Raw genomic sequence first — 17,213 nt, forward strand, 5'->3', positions numbered from 1 at the left:
CAGAGATGAATCGTTCTCCGGACACCATCATCGCGCTGATATTTTTCCTGATGGGTTTGCTGGTGCTGCTGTTGGCAATCTGGCAAATCCTGTTCTGAAAGGGGGCGCGATGCGCAGAGGATCGCTGGATAAAGTCTTTATTCAGGTGGCGATTATTGCGGCCATCATTATTCTGCTGACAATCTGGATTAGATAAGAGGATCCCGGGCCACTGGCCCGGGATGTGCATTTCTGCCGGTAAAGATGTTACAGATCGAAGCGGTCGAGGTTCATCACTTTGGTCCATGCGGCGACAAAGTCACTAACGAACTTTTGCCGCGCATCGCTGCAGGCATACACTTCTGCCAGCGCACGCAGGACGGAGTTAGATCCAAAGACCAGGTCAACGCGGGTCGCGGTGTATTTCTCTTCGCCGCTCTTACGGTCGCGACCGATAAACAGCTCAGCGTGCTCATCAGCGGCTTTCCAGACGGTGCCCATATCGAGCAGATTGACGAAGAAATCATTGCTCAATACGCCCACGCGGTCGGTAAACACGCCGTGACGGCTGCCGTCGAAGTTAGCGCCCAGCACGCGCAGGCCACCCACCAGTACCGTCATTTCCGGCGCCGTCAGCGTTAACTGCTGCGCCTTATCAATCAGCAGCGTTTCGGTGGAAATGCCGCCGCCAATGCGGCGATAGTTGCGGAAACCATCGGCCAGCGGCTGCAGCAGATCCATCGCTTCGACATCGGTCTGATCCTGGCGCGCATCGACGCGGCCAGGAGCAAAGGGGACGCTAACCTGAACGCCCGCCGCAGCGGCAGCCTGCTCAATGCCCACTACGCCAGCCAGAACGATGATATCGGCCAGCGAAGCTTTACCGGACGCCTGCTGAATCGCCTGCAGGGTCGGCAGCACGCGGGTTGCGATAGCGTTCACCGGCCAGGCATTCTGCGGTTCCAGCGCCAGACGTGCGCCGTTGGCGCCGCCGCGTTTATCGCCACCGCGGAAGGTGGAAGCCGACGCCCAGGCCACGGAAACCAGCTCGCTGACCGACAGACCAGCATCGGCAATAGCGGTTTTCAGCGCGGCGATGTCTTCTGCGCCCGGATTGTGGATCGCTGCCGGTAACGGGTCTTGCCAGATCAAATCTTCTTTCGGTACTTCCGGACCCATATAGCGGGATTTCGGCCCCATATCGCGATGGATCAGTTTAAACCACGCGCGGGCGAAAGCCTCGTTAAAGGCCTGCGGATCGTTAAGGAAGCGACGGCAAATTTTATCGAATTCCGGGTCAAAGCGCAGCGTCAGGTCAGTCACCAGCATGGTCGGCTTACGTTTTATCTCTGGATTAAAAGGATCAGGGATAATTTCGGGGCCGTCTTTCGCTTCGAACTGAATCGCGCCTGCCGGGCTACGGGTTTGTACCCATTCATATTTGTACAGGTTTTCTAAGAAGTAGTTGCTCCACTGAGTCGGCGTTTGCGTCCAGACAACCTCAAGACCAGAGGTGATGGCATCCGCGCCTGCGCCGCTATTGTAGCTGTTCGCCCAACCGAGACCCTGCGCTTCAATCGGCGCCGCTTCCGGCTCTGCGCCTACGTGGGTGGTCACCGCAGCACCGTGCGTTTTACCCAGCGTATGGCCACCGGCGATCAGCGCGACGATCTCTTCATCATTCATCGCCATATTACCGAAGGTAGCGCGAATCGCTGCGGCTGCGGAGAGCGGGTCGCCGCTGGCGTTGGGGCCTTCCGGGTTAACGTAAATCAGACCCATTTCAGTGGCGCCAATGGCCTGCTGATTCAGGCTTTCCGGATGGCGGTGAGCCAGCCATTCGGTTTCATTACCCCAGTCAACATCCAGATCCGGTTCCCAAACGTCTTCGCGGCCGGCCCCGAAGCCAAAAGTACGGAAGCCGGAATTTTCCAGCGCCACGTTGCCCGCCAGCATATAGAGGTCGGCCCAGGAGATTTTCTGACCGTATTTCTGTTTTATCGGCCACAGCAGGCGACGGGCCTTATCGAGGCTGACGTTATCCGGCCAGGAGTTGAGCGGAGCGAAACGCTGCTGACCGCGTCCGGCGCCGCCGCGACCGTCAACGGTGCGGTAGGTACCGGCGCCGTGCCATGCCATACGAATAAACAGCCCGATATAGCTGCCCCAGTCCGCTGGCCACCACTCCTGCGAGTCATTGAGCAGGGCATGCAGGTCGGCTTTCAGCGCTGAATAGTCGAGCTTTTTAAACTCTTCCCGATAGTTAAAGTTCTCCCCCAGCGGGTTAGAGCGATTGGAGTGCTGGTTCAGCAAATCGACGCGTAGCTGATTGGGCCACCAGTCGCGGTTGCCGGTACCACCGCCCGCGCTCTGCGTTGGCGTTGGCGTTTCGGCGTGAAAAGGGCATTTCCCTGCGGATGGGGTGTTCGATGGATCGTTTGACGTGCTCATATCAGGCTCCGTTTGCTTTTGTGAATGCCATTACGATATACACTGCTTCGAGTAAACGATATGTGAATAAAACTACGGATTTAATAGATAATTCCGTTCAATTGCTCTTGTAAAAACCGAACATATGTCATTGTTGAATGATTAGTTTTCGGTATTAACGCGAACACAATAATAGGAACCTCAGGGTAAAGGAATCGTTAAAACCGCTTCAGCGCCGGGGAAGACGCATTGTTTGCGTTACGACAATTTTCATGCGTAAAAAAGCTTAGCGCTGCCAGTATAAAGGCGTACCAAAAACGTCGACAAAATAGTCAATTACCGTCCGTACGTTTAGCGAAGGGTGGCGAGCGTGAGGATAAATCGCCGACACTGGCGAAGGCGTGCTGCTAATCGCGGCGGTGAAATGAGGCATCAAATGAATCAGTCTTCCCGCGCCAATGGCTTCGTTGACCATCCAGTCGGGAAAAAGTACTACCCCCATGCCGCCCAGCGCGGCGGTCAGCAACGCATCGGCGTTATTGGATGCCAGCTGCGGGGTTTGCGGATAGTGAACCCATTCGCCTTCCGCGAGGCGAAATAACCAGCGGTTAGGCCCGTTTGAACCGCTGTACACCAGCGTACTGTGCTGGCGAAGATCTTCCGGCCGCTGCGGAACAACGCGACGCTGCAGATAGCGCGGGGCGGCAACCAGATAGTGATGCTGCATCCCCAGCACTCTGGCATGAACGCTGGAGTCGGGCAGGCTACCGATGCGGAAAATAACATCGGTCGCCTCCCGATGCGGATCGATAAAATCATCGGTCAGCGCCAGCTCAATTTGCATTTGTGGATAACGTTCGCTCAGACCCGGTAGCCATGGCGCAATATGGCGCTGGCCAAAGTAGACCGGGGCGTTGATTCGCACCAGCCCCCCAGGCTCAAGGCTCCGATCCTGCAGGTCGCGTCTGGCGGCGCTGAACTGTTCGCTGATGCCTCTGGCATGTTCGGCAAAAAGACGTCCGGCTTCGGTGGGCACCACTGCGCGGGTATTACGATAAAACAGCTGTTGGCCGAGGGAGTCTTCAAGCTGATGAATGACGCGCGACACCATGGACGGGGAAACGCCTTCCCGTCGCGCCACCACGGAAAAGCTCTGGCTGTCGTACACGGCGATGAACAGCTGTAGCGCCCGAAAATTCACATTACCCGCATCGCTCATTTATGCAATATCCGCAAAAGTGTTTCCCTGATTGTACCGTTTTTCACACTACTTCGCTGTTTTATGCTCTGCCGCCTGATTAATAAGCGGAATTTAATGATGCAGTTATTACTGATTTTTCTGGTGATTGCCGGCGGCATGGGTCTGTCCGTCGAAGCCGGGCTACTGGGACCGCTGGCCGGTCAGGTAGGGGATTTATGGGCGACGTTCAGTATATTTGGCGTCGGGAGCGCCCTCACGTTTTTGCTGATGCTGCTGTTTGGCCCGCGCCAGAGCCCCTCATTTTTCTCTTTACCCGGCTGGCAGCTCACCGGAGGCGTGCTGGGACCCATTTACGTCGTCATTTTAACCGTTGCCGTACCGGTGATCGGTATCGCTATGACCATGATCGGCATTCTTGCCGGCCAGGTCTGTAAAAGCCTGCTGATCGACCATTACGGTCTGTTCGGTTCGCCAAAACGTAAAATCGATGGGCGGCGGCTTATTGCTCTGCTGTTAATCGTTGTCGCCCTGGTTCTGATTGCCACAAGCTGAGGTTGTAAAAAATGAGTAGCATAATGATTTTGTTGGCGCTGGTCGGCGGCGCGATGCTGAGTATGCAGGCGGCGATCAACGGCCGTTTAGGCAGTCAGGTTGGCGTGTTTCGTAGCGCATTTCTCACCTTCGCCGTGGGAGGATTGATCACCGCGCTGCTGATTTTGTATTTCGAGCCTCACCAGACGATGACGCTGCTCGATGTGCCGAAATGGCAGCTGCTGGGGGCGTTTTGCGGTGTACCCTATATCGTGATTATGGTGCTGGCGGTTCAGCGTATCGGCACCGCGACGGCCACGGTAGCGGTGATTTTTGGCCAACTGGCCATGAGCCTGCTGATTGATAATTTCGGCTGGCTGGGAAATGACGCCATCGCTTTCTCCCCGGGCAGGCTGGGGGCGATCGTCTGTCTGGGGCTGGCGTTGTTCTTTATTTATCGCTCCAGTTCAGTAGCCGCAGCGGAAGATAAGCAGTAGAGAGACATCTGTTTTGCCCGGTAGCGATACGCTACCGGGCGCCCCCTGTCAGCCAGACGTCGGCCGTTATCAGCTGCGAATACATTTTCGCTTCGGGCATCATCGACAGTAGACCGGCCATCAGCATTTCTCCTGCCTCATGAAGCGCGCTAAGCGGCATTTCCGGCAGACTTTCAAGAATAAACCACATCCGCGGACTCTCTACGCTCAGGCGAGTGCGTACTCCCTGTCGCCAGTTCCAGCGTCGGCAGGTCACCCCTGCGTCATCGCACCAGACCACTTCACCCGCGTCGGGGTTTTCGAAGACGATCTTTCCCTCTTTGACGGTATCGAACGGCTCGCTGCCGTCGGCGATCCTCAGTTGCGGGACGCCAACGTAAGCCGCCAGGTTTTCCCCACCGACCGGCACGGCGTAGCGCAGGCTCACCGCATTATAGAGATCGACGATCGGATCGAGCGCTGCCATTTCGCCATCGCGCAGCACCCGCCTGCGCAAGGCTTCCGCCGAGCAGGGCGTGCGCTTAGGCTTTGCGCCAAAGGCGCGGAATACCTCGTTCCAGGCCTGCAAATGTGCTTCCGCCCACTGCGGCTCACCGGCGATAACCGCACGGCAGGCGGAGCGGAGCGCTTCAGCGCCAACCTGCGGCGCGCGTACGGGAGCAGAGATAACATCAATGCTCAGGGCGCGAAAGCCGGGAGCCAGCGCCGATACCTGTGGGCTGATTGACGGTAATACGTTATTCATTGGATAATCCTTTAACGACTATTTTAAAGCATGATATCGACCGATGACCAAAAAAGTCAATATAACGACCGGGGCGGGTGCTGATGCCGCCAGCATCAATGAAGCCGTTGCGGCGCGCATTAAGCGCTATCGGGCGGAAAAGAAGATCTCCCTCGACGAGCTATCAAAGCGCGCGGGCGTCAGCAAAGGGATGCTGGTAGACATTGAAGCCTGCCGGGCTAACCCGAGCATTGCGCTGTTATGCCGTCTGGCGTCAACCATGGGCGTTGCGGTGGCCGATTTCGTCAATGTTGCCTCCGCGCCGCCGGTAAAGGCGATCGCCGCAGGCGATATCCCCACGCTGTGGCAGGGTGAACAGGGCGGCCACGCGCGACTGCTGGCCGGAACCAGCGGTCCAGATATGGTGGAACTCTGGCAGTGGAGTCTTTATCCGGGCGAAATTTTTACTTCTCCGGGCCACGGAGAAGGGACCACGGAGCTGCTTTTTGTGACCGAGGGTGCCCTGACATTAACGGTGAACGACAGCCTCTATTTGATTCCCGCCGGTGATTCAGCCGTCGCGCGTACCGACGCCCCGCATAGCTACGCTAACGCCGGCGAAACGGTGACGCGATTCACCATGACGGTCAGTGAAAAAGCGCGCTAGCCATTCGCCTCCGTCGATCTTACGATGGAGGTTATTTCAGTGACAGTGTCACTTTAAATCTCTAACATGCTGATACATTTCTGCCAAATCATTAGCAACCTTTCGGTAGGGCTCCCGCTGCGATAACGCTATTCTTCCCCGCTTTTCCTTTTTCAGGCCCTTTGTAACCCAGGTAAATGCCCGCTAATGTCCCTTATGAGAGATGAAATTCGCGACCATTCAGCGGAAGAGATGCTATTTATCCGCCGTGCCGTCATTGCGTTTCTACTGGTGGTGGTCTGCTTTGCTGTCCTGATTGTTAACCTCTACCGCCTGCAGGTAGAGCAGCACGACTTTTATCAGACCCGTTCAAACCAGAACGACATTAAAATGCTGCCCATCGCGCCGAGCCGCGGGCTGATTTTCGACCGCAACGGCATCCCGCTGGTACAAAATATTACCCTCTACCGTTTGCAGGTGATCCCGAGTAAAATCGCCGATATGACGGCGCTGCTGCAGCAGCTGACGCCGATTGTTGATTTAACCCCGCAGGATATCGCCGACTTCCGCGACGATATGCACCACACCAGCCGCTACAAAGAGGTGACCTTAAAATCGGACCTGAGCGATGTTGAGGTGGCGCGTTTTGCCGTCAATGAGTTCCATTTTCCCGGCGTTACCGTAGAGAGCTACCAGCAGCGCGCTTATCCCTACGGCGCCGAGCTGGCGCACGTAGTTGGCTATGTCTCGAAGATCAACGACAGCGATTTGCAAAAGCTGGCCAAAGCCGGCGAAGAAGAGAACTACGCCGCCGACCATAATATCGGTAAGCAGGGCATCGAAGGCTACTATGAGAAAGCGCTGCACGGCACCACCGGTTATCAGGAAGTTGAGGTGGATAACCACGGGCGGGTGGTGCGTCTGCTAAAAGAGGTGCCGCCGGTGGCCGGGAAGAACATTTACCTGACGCTGGATTTGCATCTGCAGCAGTATATCGAGTCGGTGCTGAAGGGGCAGCGCGCGGCGGTGGTCGCCGTCGATCCGCGCGACGGCGGCGTGCTGGCGATGGTTTCCAGCCCCAGCTATGACCCGAATCCCTTTGTCAGAGGCATTGGCTACCAGGCCTATCGTTCGCTGCTCGAAAACCCCGACCGTCCGCTGATTAACCGTGTCACCCAGGGGCTCTATCCGCCCGCGTCGACGGTGAAGCCCTACATGGCGCTGTCGGCGCTATCGGCGGGCGTAATCACGCCAACCACCTCCTTCTTCGGCGCGCCGACGTGGACGCTGCCGGGAACCCAGCGCCGCTACCGCGACTGGCTGAAGAGCGGCCACGGCATGCTTAACGTCACCAAAGCGATCGAAGAGTCGGCGGATACGTTTTTCTATCAGGTGGCGTTTGAGATGGGGATCGACCGTATTCACGAGTGGCTGAGCAAGTTCGGTTACGGTCAGTCTACCGGTATCGATCTTAACGAAGAGTATGCCGGGGTGCTACCGAGCCGGGAGTGGAAACAGCGGGTGCATAAAAAACCGTGGTATCAGGGGGATACCATTTCCGTGGGCATCGGCCAGGGCTACTGGATTGCCACGCCGATCCAGATGGTTAAAGCGCTGACGACCCTGATAAATAACGGCAAAGTGCAAAATCCGCATCTGCTTTACTCCATGAAGCAGGGGAATAGGGTCGAGCGCTATCAGCCACCGCAGAATCTGCCGCAGATTGGCGATCCGCATTCGCCATACTGGGACGTGGTACGCAACGGTATGTACGGCATGGCGAACCTGCCAAACGGCACCGGGTATAAGCTGTTCCATACCGCGCCGTACCAGATCGCGGCAAAATCGGGGACGTCCCAGGTCTTCAGCCTGAAGGAGAATCAGACCTACAACGCGAAGATGATCCCGGTGCGCCTGCGCGACCATATCTTCTACACCCTGTTTGCGCCGTATCAGCATCCGAAGGTGGCGATGGCGCTGATTCTGGAGAACGGCGGCGGCGATGGCGTAGTGGCAGGACCGACGGCACGCGCCATCCTCGACCATATCTTTGACCCGGCAAACGCGCCGGCTGAACAGGGTGCTGCGGCTGCGGTGCCGCAGGTGGAGAGCGCGGACGCGCAATAGACGTTATTCGCCCGGAGCATAAGCGTTAGCGGATTGGTTATTTGCCGCCGCTGGCGCTTTTGCTCATAGTAGGACTCTGTGTTGTTGTGAAAAAAGGCCCTCCGATGTCGTTAAGCCGAAATACGCTTCTCATTGTGCAGACCGGCACCCCGCCGGATGAAATCGCCTCCGACCACGGCGATCTTCCCTCCTGGTTTGCTCATTTACTGGCGCCGTGGCGCAATAAAATCAGCGTGGCGCGAGTGTTTGCCGGGGAGACGCTTCCCGCGCCGGATAACGCGACCGTCGCGGTGATTACCGGCTCATGGGATATGGTGACCGAACGCCTGCCGTGGAGCGAAATGACCGCGGCCTGGATCCGCGAGGCAATGGCAATAGAGATGCCGCTGTTCGGCGTCTGCTACGGGCATCAGCTGATGGCGCATGCGCTGGGCGGCGAGGTGGATTACCATCCTGCCGGGCGCGAGGCCGGAAGCAAAACCATTTCGCTGTCAGAAAGCGGGCGGGCGGATCGTCTTCTGGCCGATCATCCGGCGCCGTTCAGCGCGCATCTTACCCATATGCAAACGGTCACCCGATTACCGCCGGGGGCGACGGTGCTGGCCTCGTCGCAGCACGATCCGCACCAGATTGTGCGCTACGGCGCCCATGCCGTCTCCACCCAGTTCCACCCGGAAATCACGCCGGCGATTGCCCGCTCGCTGATCGCGTACCGTCAGGCGGCACTGCGCAACGAGGGTATTGACCCGGATAAGCTGAGCCTTGAGGTTGAGGAAAGCCCGGTGGCCTCGGCGATTTTGACCCGCTTTGTTGCCGGCTATCTGCCGCCGGATCGGGAAACGGCGTAACGTTAGCGCTGGTTTTCCTCAAGCCAGGCCGCTGTTTCTCGCAGGATTTCATCTGAAAACGCCGAATCAGCGGTCATTCGCGCCAGAATCAACGCCCCGACCATGGCAGACCAGTTGCCAATCGCCGCACGACGGCTCTTTTCCGGGTTTTTCTCATTAATCGCTTCGCTGAGATAAGCTATCTGCTGCTGCAGTCGCGCGGTCATTTCATCGCGTGCGGATTCAGACTGGCGGATGGTCTCCGCCGCCAGCGCTGCCAGCGGGCAACCGCTGGCAAAATTATCCCGGTGCTCGGGTGAGAGATAACGTGCGATAAGCGATTCGACGTCGTTATCCGCCGCTTCGCTCTCTATCTTCAGTTCAGCAAGGGTTTGTGCGATCAGGTCATCCTTCGATTTAAAGTAGCCGTAAAATCCGCCGTGGGTCAGACCGGCTGATTTCATAATATCGGTGACCGTGACCGCGTCAAAACCGCGCTCACGAAACAACCGGCCGGCGGCGGTCAGGATTGTCTGCTTATTCTCTTCAACCTGTTTTCTGCTCACTCTCATGGCGCGTTCCTGCGATAAATTATTTATGATGACCATCATATAACAATATTTACAGCTTACCCAGCTCGTGCCATTATACATGACGACCATCATGTATAATTCAGGAGTGTCGTTATGAGTAGTCAATCAGCAGTACTGGTGACCGGGGCATCGACAGGTATTGGCGCAGTCTATGCCGAACGTTTTGCTCGCCGCGGTCATGACCTGGTGCTCGTTGCGCGTCATCTCGAGCGGCTGACGGCGCTGGCCGAGCGGCTGCGCGGTGAAACCGGCGTTCAGGTCGACATCCTGCAGGCCGACTTAACTCAGGATAGCGACATTACCGCCGTCGAGCAGCGACTGCGGGAAGACGCACAAATTGGGATTCTGATTAACAATGCCGGCACGTCGATACCCGGCGATTTTCTTAACCAGAGCAGCGCCGATATCACTCGGCTGATTACCCTCAACGTTACTGCCGTGACCCGCCTGGCAAACGCTATCGCACCGCGTCTGACCCGGGTCGGAGCAGGGGCCATCGTCAATATTGCATCGGTGGTTGGGCTGGGCCCGGAAATGGGCCTGACCGTATATGGCGCGACAAAAGCGTTTGTGCTGTTTCTTTCGCAGGGGCTCGACGTTGAGCTAAGCGCGAAGGGCGTATACGTGCAGGCGGTACTGCCTGCGGCCACCCGTACCGAAATCTGGCAGCATAGCGGTAAAGATGTCAACGCCATTCCCGGAGTTATGGAGGTGGAGAAACTGGTAGATGCCGCCCTGGTCGGTTTTGACCGCCGCGAATTGGTCACCATACCGCCGCTGCAGGACGAAACGCAGTGGCAAATGCTTAACGCGATGCGTCAGGCTATGCTGCCCGCTTTCGTGCAATCTGAGCCAGCGGCACGTTATCTCGCCTGATCGTTTGTTTGTCTCACCGTGTATCGGAAAGGAGAGTCGATACCCGGTGCGACAACATCGCGCCATCGCACGTCCGGCGCAGATATAACGCCTCCGGGGAAAGCGCCCGAAGTGGCAGAATTTCCCGGAGGCGATGCTGCGCATCTGTCCGGGCTATGCGTCCTCAGCAGTCTGCGGGGCTGTAGCCCGGGCAGACGCCTTGCGCCGCCCCCGGGAAATTACGTGACAACGTCACAAGATCAGGGCGAAACCCAATAAAAAAGCCGATAAGGTAAGTTATCGGCTTTCGTGGTCAATGCGAAAAGCTTACTGCGCCAGCAGCTCCTGGGCGGTACGATCGACCAGGCTCAGGAGCACCTTCACGTCATCTAACGTGACGATCGGGTTCAGCAAGGTCAGCTTCAGGCAGGTAACGCCGTTGTGCTCGGTCACCCCGACGTTAGCGCGGCCGGAAGCCAGCAGCGCATCGCCAACCCGCTGGTTGAGCAGGGCGATGGCGGCGTCGTCGCTGCCCGCCATCTGCTGAGGACGGGAACGGAACAGCACGCTCGCCAGCTGCGGCTGCATCACCAGTTCCAGCGTCGGCTGCGTTTCGACATAATCCGCTACGTTCAGCGCCATCGTCACGCCGTGATCGATGATTTCCGCGTACTGCTTCTGGCCCAGCGCCTCAAGACCCATCCACAGCTTCAGCGCGTCGAAGCGGCGGGTGGTCTGCAGCGATTTGGACACCAGGTTCGGTACGCCATGCTCTTCATCGAACTCAGAGTTCAGATAGGCCGCCTGATAGCGCATCAGCTCGTAGTGACGGGCTTCTTTTAACAGAAACGCGCCGCAGCTGATGGTCTGGAAGAACTGCTTATGGAAATCCAGAGTGATGGAATCCACTAAGTCAATGCCGTCCAGACGATCGCGATACTTCTCAGACATCAGCAGCGCGCCGCCCCAGGCTGCGTCAACGTGCAGCCAGATCTGATGCTCTGCCGCGACAGCCGCGATTTCTCGCAGCGGGTCAATGGCCCCCGCGTCGGTAGTGCCAGCGGTAGCGACAATCGCCATAATCTGCTCGCCGTTAGCCTGAGCCTCGGCGATTTTCGCTTTCAGGTCCGCCACGTCCATCCGCGCGAATTGGTCGGTTTTCACCAGCGTCACGGAACGGTAGCCGAGGCCCATCAGCGCCATGTTCTTCTGCACCGAGAAGTGGGCATTTTCAGAACACAGTACTTTGTAGCGACGAACATCGCCCGGCAGACCATCCTGCTGGATGGAGTGGCCCTGGCGGGCAAAGAAGGCATCGCGCGCCAGCATCAGCCCCATCATGTTGCTCTGGGTACCGCCGCTGGTGAACACGCCCGCATCGCCAGCGCCGTAGCCGACCTGCGCACGCAGCCATTCAATCAGCTTGATCTCAATGATGGTGGCTGACGGGCTTTGATCCCAGGAATCCATGCTCTGGTTGGTGGCGTTAATCAGCACTTCCGCCGCCTGGCTAATCACCAGGCTCGGGCAGTGTAGATGCGCCACGCACTGCGGGTGATGTACCGACAGGCTGTCTTTCAGGAAGTACTCGATCGCACGTTCAATCGCCGCCTGGTTGCCCAGACCCTGTTCGTTGAAATCAAGGGTGATGCGCTCACGCAGTTCGTCAACGCTTTTCCCCTGATACATTTCAGGCTGCTGCAACCACTGCGCGACAGCCTGGCTGGTCTGGGCGATCGCTTGCTGATAGGCATCAATACTCTGTGCGGAACCAGCAAGAATCGGATTCAACTTGGACATTGCGGTCACTTACTCCACTCAGACCGGTTTTACGCCGGCGGCCAGCAGGGCCTGTTCAAATTTGTCGAAGAAAATTTCCAGCTCAGCGTTGCTGATCAGCAGGGACGGCAGCAGACGCAGCACGCAGCCGTGGCGACCGCCGCGCTCGAGGATCACGCCCGCTTCGAAGCATTTCTTCTGCAGCAGGGCGGAGAGTTCGCCGTCCGCCGGGTAGCAGCCCATGTGATCCGGCGCTTCGTTCGGTTTAACGATCTCAATACCGATCATCAGGCCCAGACCGCGAACGTGGCCAATCACCGGATAGCGTTTCTGCATCTCGGCCAGCTTGCCCTTCAGCCATTCGCCCTGAGCGGCGGTTTTATCCGCAATGTTATTGTCTTTCAGGTGGCGCAGGGTGGTCAGGCCGGTCGCCATCGCCAGCTGGTTGCCGCGGAAGGTGCCGGTGTGGTGACCCGGTTCCCAGGCGTCGAACTGCTTTTTGATACCGAGAACGGCCAGCGGCAGACCGCCGCCGACGGCTTTCGACATCACGATAATGTCCGGCTCGATGCCCGCGTGTTCGAAGGCGAAGAATTTACCGGTACGCGCAAAGCCCGCCTGAACTTCATCGACGATCAGCAGAATGCCGTGTTCCTGAGTCACTTTACGGATGCGCTGCAGCCACTCGACCGGAGCCGGGTTCACGCCGCCTTCACCCTGAACGGCTTCAAGGATCACCGCCGCCGGTTTACGCACGCCGCTTTCGACGTCGTTAATCAGGTTTTCGAAGTAGTAGGTCAGCGCTTTTACGCCGGCTTCACCGCCGATACCCAGCGGGCAGCGGTACTGGTGCGGGTAAGGCATAAACTGCACTTCCGGCATCATGCCGTTAACCGCCGCTTTGGGCGACAGGTTACCGGTGACGGACAGCGCGCCGTGGGTCATCCCGTGGTAACCGCCGGAGAAGCTGATCACGGAAGTACGGCCGGTGTATTTTTTCGCCAGCTTCAGCGCCGCTTCTACGGCGTCAGCGCCGGAGGGACCGGTGAACTGCAGGCAGTATTCTTTACCTTCGCCCGGCAGCAGGGAAAGCAGGTATTCAGAGAAGCGATCTTTTAACGGAGTGGTGAGATCGAGAGTATGTAACGGCAAGCCGCTGGTAATGACACTTTGGATGCTCTGCAGCACATCAGGGTGGTTGTGACCGAGAGCCAGAGTACCTGCGCCGGCAAGGCAGTCGAGATACTGTTTGTTATCCGCATCGGTCAGCCAGACGCCTTCCGCTTTAGTAATCGCAAGGGGCAGCTTGCGCGGGTAGCTCCTGACATTCGATTCGAATTCAGCCTGACGGGCCAAAAAGGTATCGTTGTTTGCATCTAATAAATCTGCGCCTAAAGTATCAATACGGACTTTATCCGTCATCATATCACTCCCACAACCAGCGTTACGGTTGAGCGCTGGTTGAATAAAATGGTGTAAGAAAATGAATCGCCATGCATTAAAGCGGGCACAATATATGGCTTTTTAGAACCGCGTTCAACGTTTTATTGATTAAGCTATATTTACGTTATTTTTACACTGCAAAATTAACGCATAACGCATTGATAAAAAAGAAGTGTTTTAAAGGATGAAAGACCTTTAAAATTGTAATTATTAGTGAGGGATTCTCGCAATTTTTATTACTGCCGCCTGGCTATTGCTGGCGAAAGATTTCCGCCAGCAATGGTATGACTTAGTGCAGTTCAACCGCATAATTCGTTAAAGGTGTGACTTTTTTCACCAACTTGTTGTTATATAAAAACTGTTCATAAGCTTCATAACGAGGTTTATCCATCGCTGCCGGATCGCTGGCAAACAGAGGAAGAGTTTTCAGCCAGGCCTGCTTGTTCAGCTCCGTGTTAAGTTCAGGATGCGCGTCGGCAAACGCCTGCCAGGTTTCCTGCGGATGAGCGCGAAGGTAAGCAACGCCTTTTTGCAGCGCTTGCAGGAACGTCCTGATTTTCGGCGCGTTGACGTCGTCCCGGTTGGCGACAATCACCAGCTCATCGTAGGCCGGGACGCCGTAATCCTCGACGTTCATCACCTGCGGATCTTTCCCCTGAAGCTGCAGTTCCAGCGCTTCGATATTACGATAGCCGCCAATCACCGCATCGACCTGTCCGGCCAGCAGGGCGCTGGTCAGCTGAAAGTTAACATTGATGAGCTTGATGCTTTTGGGATCGATTTTCGCGTGCTGTGCCATAGTGGCCAGCGTCGCTTGTTCGATTCCGCTTACCGAATACCCCACTTTTTTGCCCTGCAGATCGGCGGGAGATTTGATGCTTTTATCCAGCGCGATCACCGTGTTCAGCGGCGAATTAATCAGCGTGCCGACGCGGACCAGCGGCAGACCTTCATCGGCAAAAAAATGCACCTGCGGCTGGTAGGTAATCGCCAGGTCCGCCTGGCGGGCGGCGACTAATCGCGGCGGCAGCGCCGGGTCGGACGGTGGCACAATTTTAACGTCCAGACCCGCCTCTTTAAAGGCGCCAATCTGTTCAGCCACCACGATCGGCGCGTGGTCGGGATTGATATACCAGTCCAGCACCAGGGTGAGTTTTTCATTGGCCAGCGCCTGACCGCTGAACAGCGCGGCAAGCGTGATACCGGCATAAATACGTTTACGCATGGTTAGTCCTTTTATTTAAGAGCGTCATTCCGGCGTCCAGTTAATCAGCCGGTGTAAAAAAGCATCCACCGCCAGCCACAGCAGGACGGTCAGTAGCACCAGAATAAACAGGGCTGCAAAGCAGATATCGGTTTGCAGACGGGCATTGGCGTTAAGCATGACGTAGCCCAGTCCTTCGGCTGAACCGACCCATTCGCCGATAATCGCCCCGATGGGCGCGACGGCGGCCGCCATCCGCAGACCGGAACCGAGGGCCGGAAGGGCAGCCATCATGCGGACGTGGCGCAGCTGCGCGCCAAAAGAGGCGCCCATGGTGCGCGCGAGGTCAAGATAGTCCTGGTTAACCCGGCGCAGCCCGTCAAAAAACGCCGAGGTGACGGGAAAGAAGATCACCAGCACCGCCATCATAACCTTGGCGCTCATCCCGAAGCCGAACCACAGTACCAGCAGCGGGGCAAGGGCAAAGACCGGGATCGCCTGGCTGGTCAGCACCAACGGCATCAGCCAACGCTGAAGGCGCGGCGAAACAATCATGCACAGCGCCAGTATCACGCCGAGCAGAACGCCGAGCGCGAGACCGCTGAGGATCTCGCTTAATGTGATCAGCGTGTGCCCACCGAGGTAGGCGCGGTTAACCCACAGGGCGCTTGCCACCGCCGAAGGCGAAGGCAGCAGAAAGGCGGGAATGCCGCTGCGGGTCACCAGCCACCAAATCAGGAGCAGGCCGCAGAACACCACGGCGGCGCGAAACAGTTTTGCGCTCATTCGTTAGCCCTTATCAGCTGTTGCAGCAACTCCGCCTGACCGGCTAATAGCGCCGGATCGTCCGGCGCGCGCGGCGGTATGCCGGACAAGCGATGCGTGTCGTCAATCCCGCCGGGGGCCGGGGAAAGGACGAGCAGACGGTGGCTCAGACGGCAGGCTTCCATCGGATCGTGGGTGATCAGTACAACGGTCCGGTTCACCAACAGCCGGGCGGCCAGGGACTGAATACGCGTGCGGGTAATCGTGTCGAGCGCGGAAAAGGGCTCGTCCATCAGCACGATGGGCCGGTCTTCGTAGAGCGTACGCGCCAGCGCCGCACGCTGACGCATGCCGCCGGAGAGAGCGGCCGGGCGGTCATCGGCGCAGTGTTCAAGCCCAACCTGCTGTAGCAGCGTGGTGACGCGCAGGTGATCGATGCGCTCCCCGCGCAGGCGCGCCCCCAGCGAGACGTTGTCGCGCACGCTTAGCCACGGGTAAAGCAGATCTTTTTGCCCCATCCACGCCAGGCGTCCGGCAATCGGCAGGCCATCGCTGGCGCGAACTTCGCCCCCAGAGGCTTTCGCCAGCCCGGAGATGATGCGCAGGAGGCTGGTTTTACCGGCGCCGCTGGCCCCCAGCAGCGAGCTCCACTGGCCGCCGGGAATAGAAAACGTCAAATTGTCGAAGATCGGTCGCAAACCAAAGCGCAGGCTCAGTCCGCGTACTTCGATGCCGGGAGCCATCACGCCTGGCGCTCCGCGAGGACGTTAAGGCCCATTTGCCAGAAGTTAGCCTCCAGGCGCGTAGCGGTCGTGAAAATGGCGCTGAGTTCGGCAAAACGCGCTTCGCCGCCGCGCTGCTGCCAGAGGGTTTCCAGCAGGTTTAAGGCTGCATTGACGCCGTTAAGGTAGCCCTCATCACCGTAGTTGCGGATCCACGAGGCATACGGGTTGGCAGTCAGCCGGGTCGCCGGGTCGTGCAGCAGACCGAGGCCGATTTCCGCATAGCCGGCCACGCAGGGCATCAGCGCCGCCAGTAGATCCAGCGCATCGCCGGCGTGGCCAATGTCCAGTACGTAGCGGGTATAATTTACCGTTTCAGCGGCTTCCTCTTCAGCCGCCATCGTCGCTTCATCCAGCCCCCATCCCGTACAGTAGCCGACGTGCAGCGGCAGTTCGTCGAGAATGGCGTTCATGGACGCGGCGGCAACGCGCATTTCCGCGAGGGTACGCAGCTTGCTCACCAGCAGCGCGTAGCTGCGGGCAAAGTGGATCAGGAACAGGTAGTCCTGCGTCAGATAGCGACGAAAAGCGGGTTCGGGAAGGGTGCCATCGGCAAGCTGGCGCAGGAAGGGATGGGCGACGTAGCGCTGCCAGTCAGCACCGGCCTGCAGGCGCAGACGACCATAAATACCCTGAGTAAATGCGGGAAGAATCACAGGACCTCCTGATAATAGGGAGATCCGGGCGTGCTGAATGAAGTGTGAACAGGCAATGGCGCAAAACTGGCGGAAATGCCGACCCGTCCCTTCGCTGGCATGACCCAGATCAGGTTCAAAGGGTTCGGCTTACGCCATCTCAGCCCTCACGGGACACCCCTCGGTTTGGCACCT

General features: G+C 57.8%; 18 protein-coding genes and 1 riboswitch. Of the genes, 8 read left to right on the forward strand and 10 right to left on the reverse strand.

All coding sequences use genetic code 11. The annotated features are described in order from the left end of the window. Positions 1–5 precede the first annotated feature (5 nt). Together mgtR and mgtU are read left to right on the forward strand one after the other, a co-directional pair. Entirely contained in the window at positions 6–98 is a 93-nt protein-coding gene (mgtR, locus tag ACSIPU_RS01345) for a protein MgtR (RefSeq protein ID WP_004101989.1), read from the forward strand. Between the two features lie 11 nt (positions 99–109). Continuing rightward, positions 110–196 (forward strand): magnesium transporter protection protein MgtU, encoded by an 87-nt coding sequence (gene mgtU / locus ACSIPU_RS01350; RefSeq protein ID WP_251009858.1) that lies wholly within the window; start codon positions 110–112, stop codon positions 194–196. Between the two features lie 50 nt (positions 197–246). On the opposite strand, the gene katG is transcribed toward mgtU, so the two are convergent. Continuing rightward, positions 247–2,430, reverse strand: coding sequence for a catalase/peroxidase HPI (gene katG / locus ACSIPU_RS01355; RefSeq protein WP_032746086.1), 2,184 nt, complete (start codon positions 2,428–2,430; stop codon positions 247–249). Positions 2,431–2,695: 265 nt separating this feature from the next. Further along, entirely contained in the window at positions 2,696–3,628 is a 933-nt protein-coding gene (locus ACSIPU_RS01360) for a LysR family transcriptional regulator (RefSeq protein WP_196557582.1), read from the reverse strand. Between the two features lie 99 nt (positions 3,629–3,727). Here ACSIPU_RS01360 and ACSIPU_RS01365 point away from each other — a divergent pair, with 99 nt between their 5' ends. Further along, positions 3,728–4,162 carry a DMT family transporter gene (locus ACSIPU_RS01365; RefSeq protein WP_016809042.1) on the forward strand — a complete coding sequence of 145 codons (435 nt, stop codon included), beginning with the start codon at positions 3,728–3,730 and terminating at the stop codon, positions 4,160–4,162. 11 nt (positions 4,163–4,173) lie between these two features. Continuing rightward, positions 4,174–4,638: a DMT family transporter gene (locus ACSIPU_RS01370; protein WP_004101994.1), complete on the forward strand. Its 465-nt coding sequence runs from the start codon at positions 4,174–4,176 to the stop codon at positions 4,636–4,638. 31 nt (positions 4,639–4,669) lie between these two features. On the opposite strand, the gene ACSIPU_RS01375 is transcribed toward ACSIPU_RS01370, so the two are convergent. Further along, the gene (locus ACSIPU_RS01375; protein ID WP_032746084.1) at positions 4,670–5,383 is read right to left on the reverse strand and encodes a B3/B4 domain-containing protein; all 714 of its coding nucleotides are present in this window, start codon (positions 5,381–5,383) and stop codon (positions 4,670–4,672) included. Positions 5,384–5,426: 43 nt separating this feature from the next. Between ACSIPU_RS01375 and ACSIPU_RS01380 the strand changes: the two genes are divergently transcribed. The 3 genes from ACSIPU_RS01380 (at position 5,427) to ACSIPU_RS01390 (ending at position 8,983) form a co-directional block, all read left to right on the forward strand. Beyond that, positions 5,427–6,029, forward strand: a complete 603-nt coding sequence (locus ACSIPU_RS01380) for a helix-turn-helix domain-containing protein (protein ID WP_196557580.1) — start codon at positions 5,427–5,429, stop codon at positions 6,027–6,029. A gap of 186 nt (positions 6,030–6,215) precedes the next feature. Next, positions 6,216–8,135, forward strand: coding sequence for a penicillin-binding protein 2 (mrdA, locus tag ACSIPU_RS01385; RefSeq protein ID WP_004102000.1), 1,920 nt, complete (start codon positions 6,216–6,218; stop codon positions 8,133–8,135). Between the two features lie 104 nt (positions 8,136–8,239). Further along, complete coding sequence (locus ACSIPU_RS01390) at positions 8,240–8,983, forward strand: glutamine amidotransferase (protein ID WP_064355563.1); 744 nt, start codon at positions 8,240–8,242, stop codon at positions 8,981–8,983. Between the two features lie 2 nt (positions 8,984–8,985). On the opposite strand, the gene ACSIPU_RS01395 is transcribed toward ACSIPU_RS01390, so the two are convergent. Further along, positions 8,986–9,534 carry a TetR/AcrR family transcriptional regulator gene (locus ACSIPU_RS01395; protein WP_016809038.1) on the reverse strand — a complete coding sequence of 183 codons (549 nt, stop codon included), beginning with the start codon at positions 9,532–9,534 and terminating at the stop codon, positions 8,986–8,988. A gap of 114 nt (positions 9,535–9,648) precedes the next feature. On the opposite strand from ACSIPU_RS01395, the gene ACSIPU_RS01400 reads away from it, so the two are divergent. Beyond that, entirely contained in the window at positions 9,649–10,431 is a 783-nt protein-coding gene (locus ACSIPU_RS01400) for an SDR family NAD(P)-dependent oxidoreductase (protein WP_032746078.1), read from the forward strand. Positions 10,432–10,737: 306 nt separating this feature from the next. On the opposite strand, the gene ACSIPU_RS01405 is transcribed toward ACSIPU_RS01400, so the two are convergent. The 6 genes from ACSIPU_RS01405 to ACSIPU_RS01430 form a co-directional block, all read right to left on the reverse strand. Beyond that, complete coding sequence (locus tag ACSIPU_RS01405; protein ID WP_160886463.1) at positions 10,738–12,219, reverse strand: pyridoxal phosphate-dependent decarboxylase family protein; 1,482 nt, start codon at positions 12,217–12,219, stop codon at positions 10,738–10,740. A gap of 9 nt (positions 12,220–12,228) precedes the next feature. Next, complete coding sequence (locus ACSIPU_RS01410) at positions 12,229–13,614, reverse strand: diaminobutyrate--2-oxoglutarate transaminase (protein WP_017145898.1); 1,386 nt, start codon at positions 13,612–13,614, stop codon at positions 12,229–12,231. Positions 13,615–13,921: 307 nt separating this feature from the next. Next, on the reverse strand, positions 13,922–14,857 hold the full coding sequence (locus tag ACSIPU_RS01415; RefSeq protein WP_004102010.1) for an ABC transporter substrate-binding protein: 936 nt from the start codon (positions 14,855–14,857) through the stop codon (positions 13,922–13,924). 24 nt (positions 14,858–14,881) lie between these two features. Next, complete coding sequence (locus tag ACSIPU_RS01420) at positions 14,882–15,622, reverse strand: ABC transporter permease (RefSeq protein WP_032746075.1); 741 nt, start codon at positions 15,620–15,622, stop codon at positions 14,882–14,884. Then, positions 15,619–16,347 (reverse strand): ABC transporter ATP-binding protein, encoded by a 729-nt coding sequence (locus ACSIPU_RS01425; protein ID WP_032726092.1) that lies wholly within the window; start codon positions 16,345–16,347, stop codon positions 15,619–15,621. Before ACSIPU_RS01425 ends, ACSIPU_RS01420 begins: the two co-directional genes overlap by 4 nt. Further along, positions 16,344–17,039, reverse strand: a complete 696-nt coding sequence (locus ACSIPU_RS01430) for a TenA family protein (protein WP_004102013.1) — start codon at positions 17,037–17,039, stop codon at positions 16,344–16,346. Before ACSIPU_RS01430 ends, ACSIPU_RS01425 begins: the two co-directional genes overlap by 4 nt. A 69-nt stretch (positions 17,040–17,108) precedes the next feature. Beyond that, positions 17,109–17,210: riboswitch (TPP riboswitch) on the reverse strand. Positions 17,211–17,213: the final 3 nt, after the last annotated feature.

It is taken from the genome of Klebsiella sp. HN106 (genome assembly GCF_051209435.1).
GTDB classification, from domain to species: Bacteria; Pseudomonadota; Gammaproteobacteria; order Enterobacterales; family Enterobacteriaceae; genus Klebsiella; species Klebsiella oxytoca.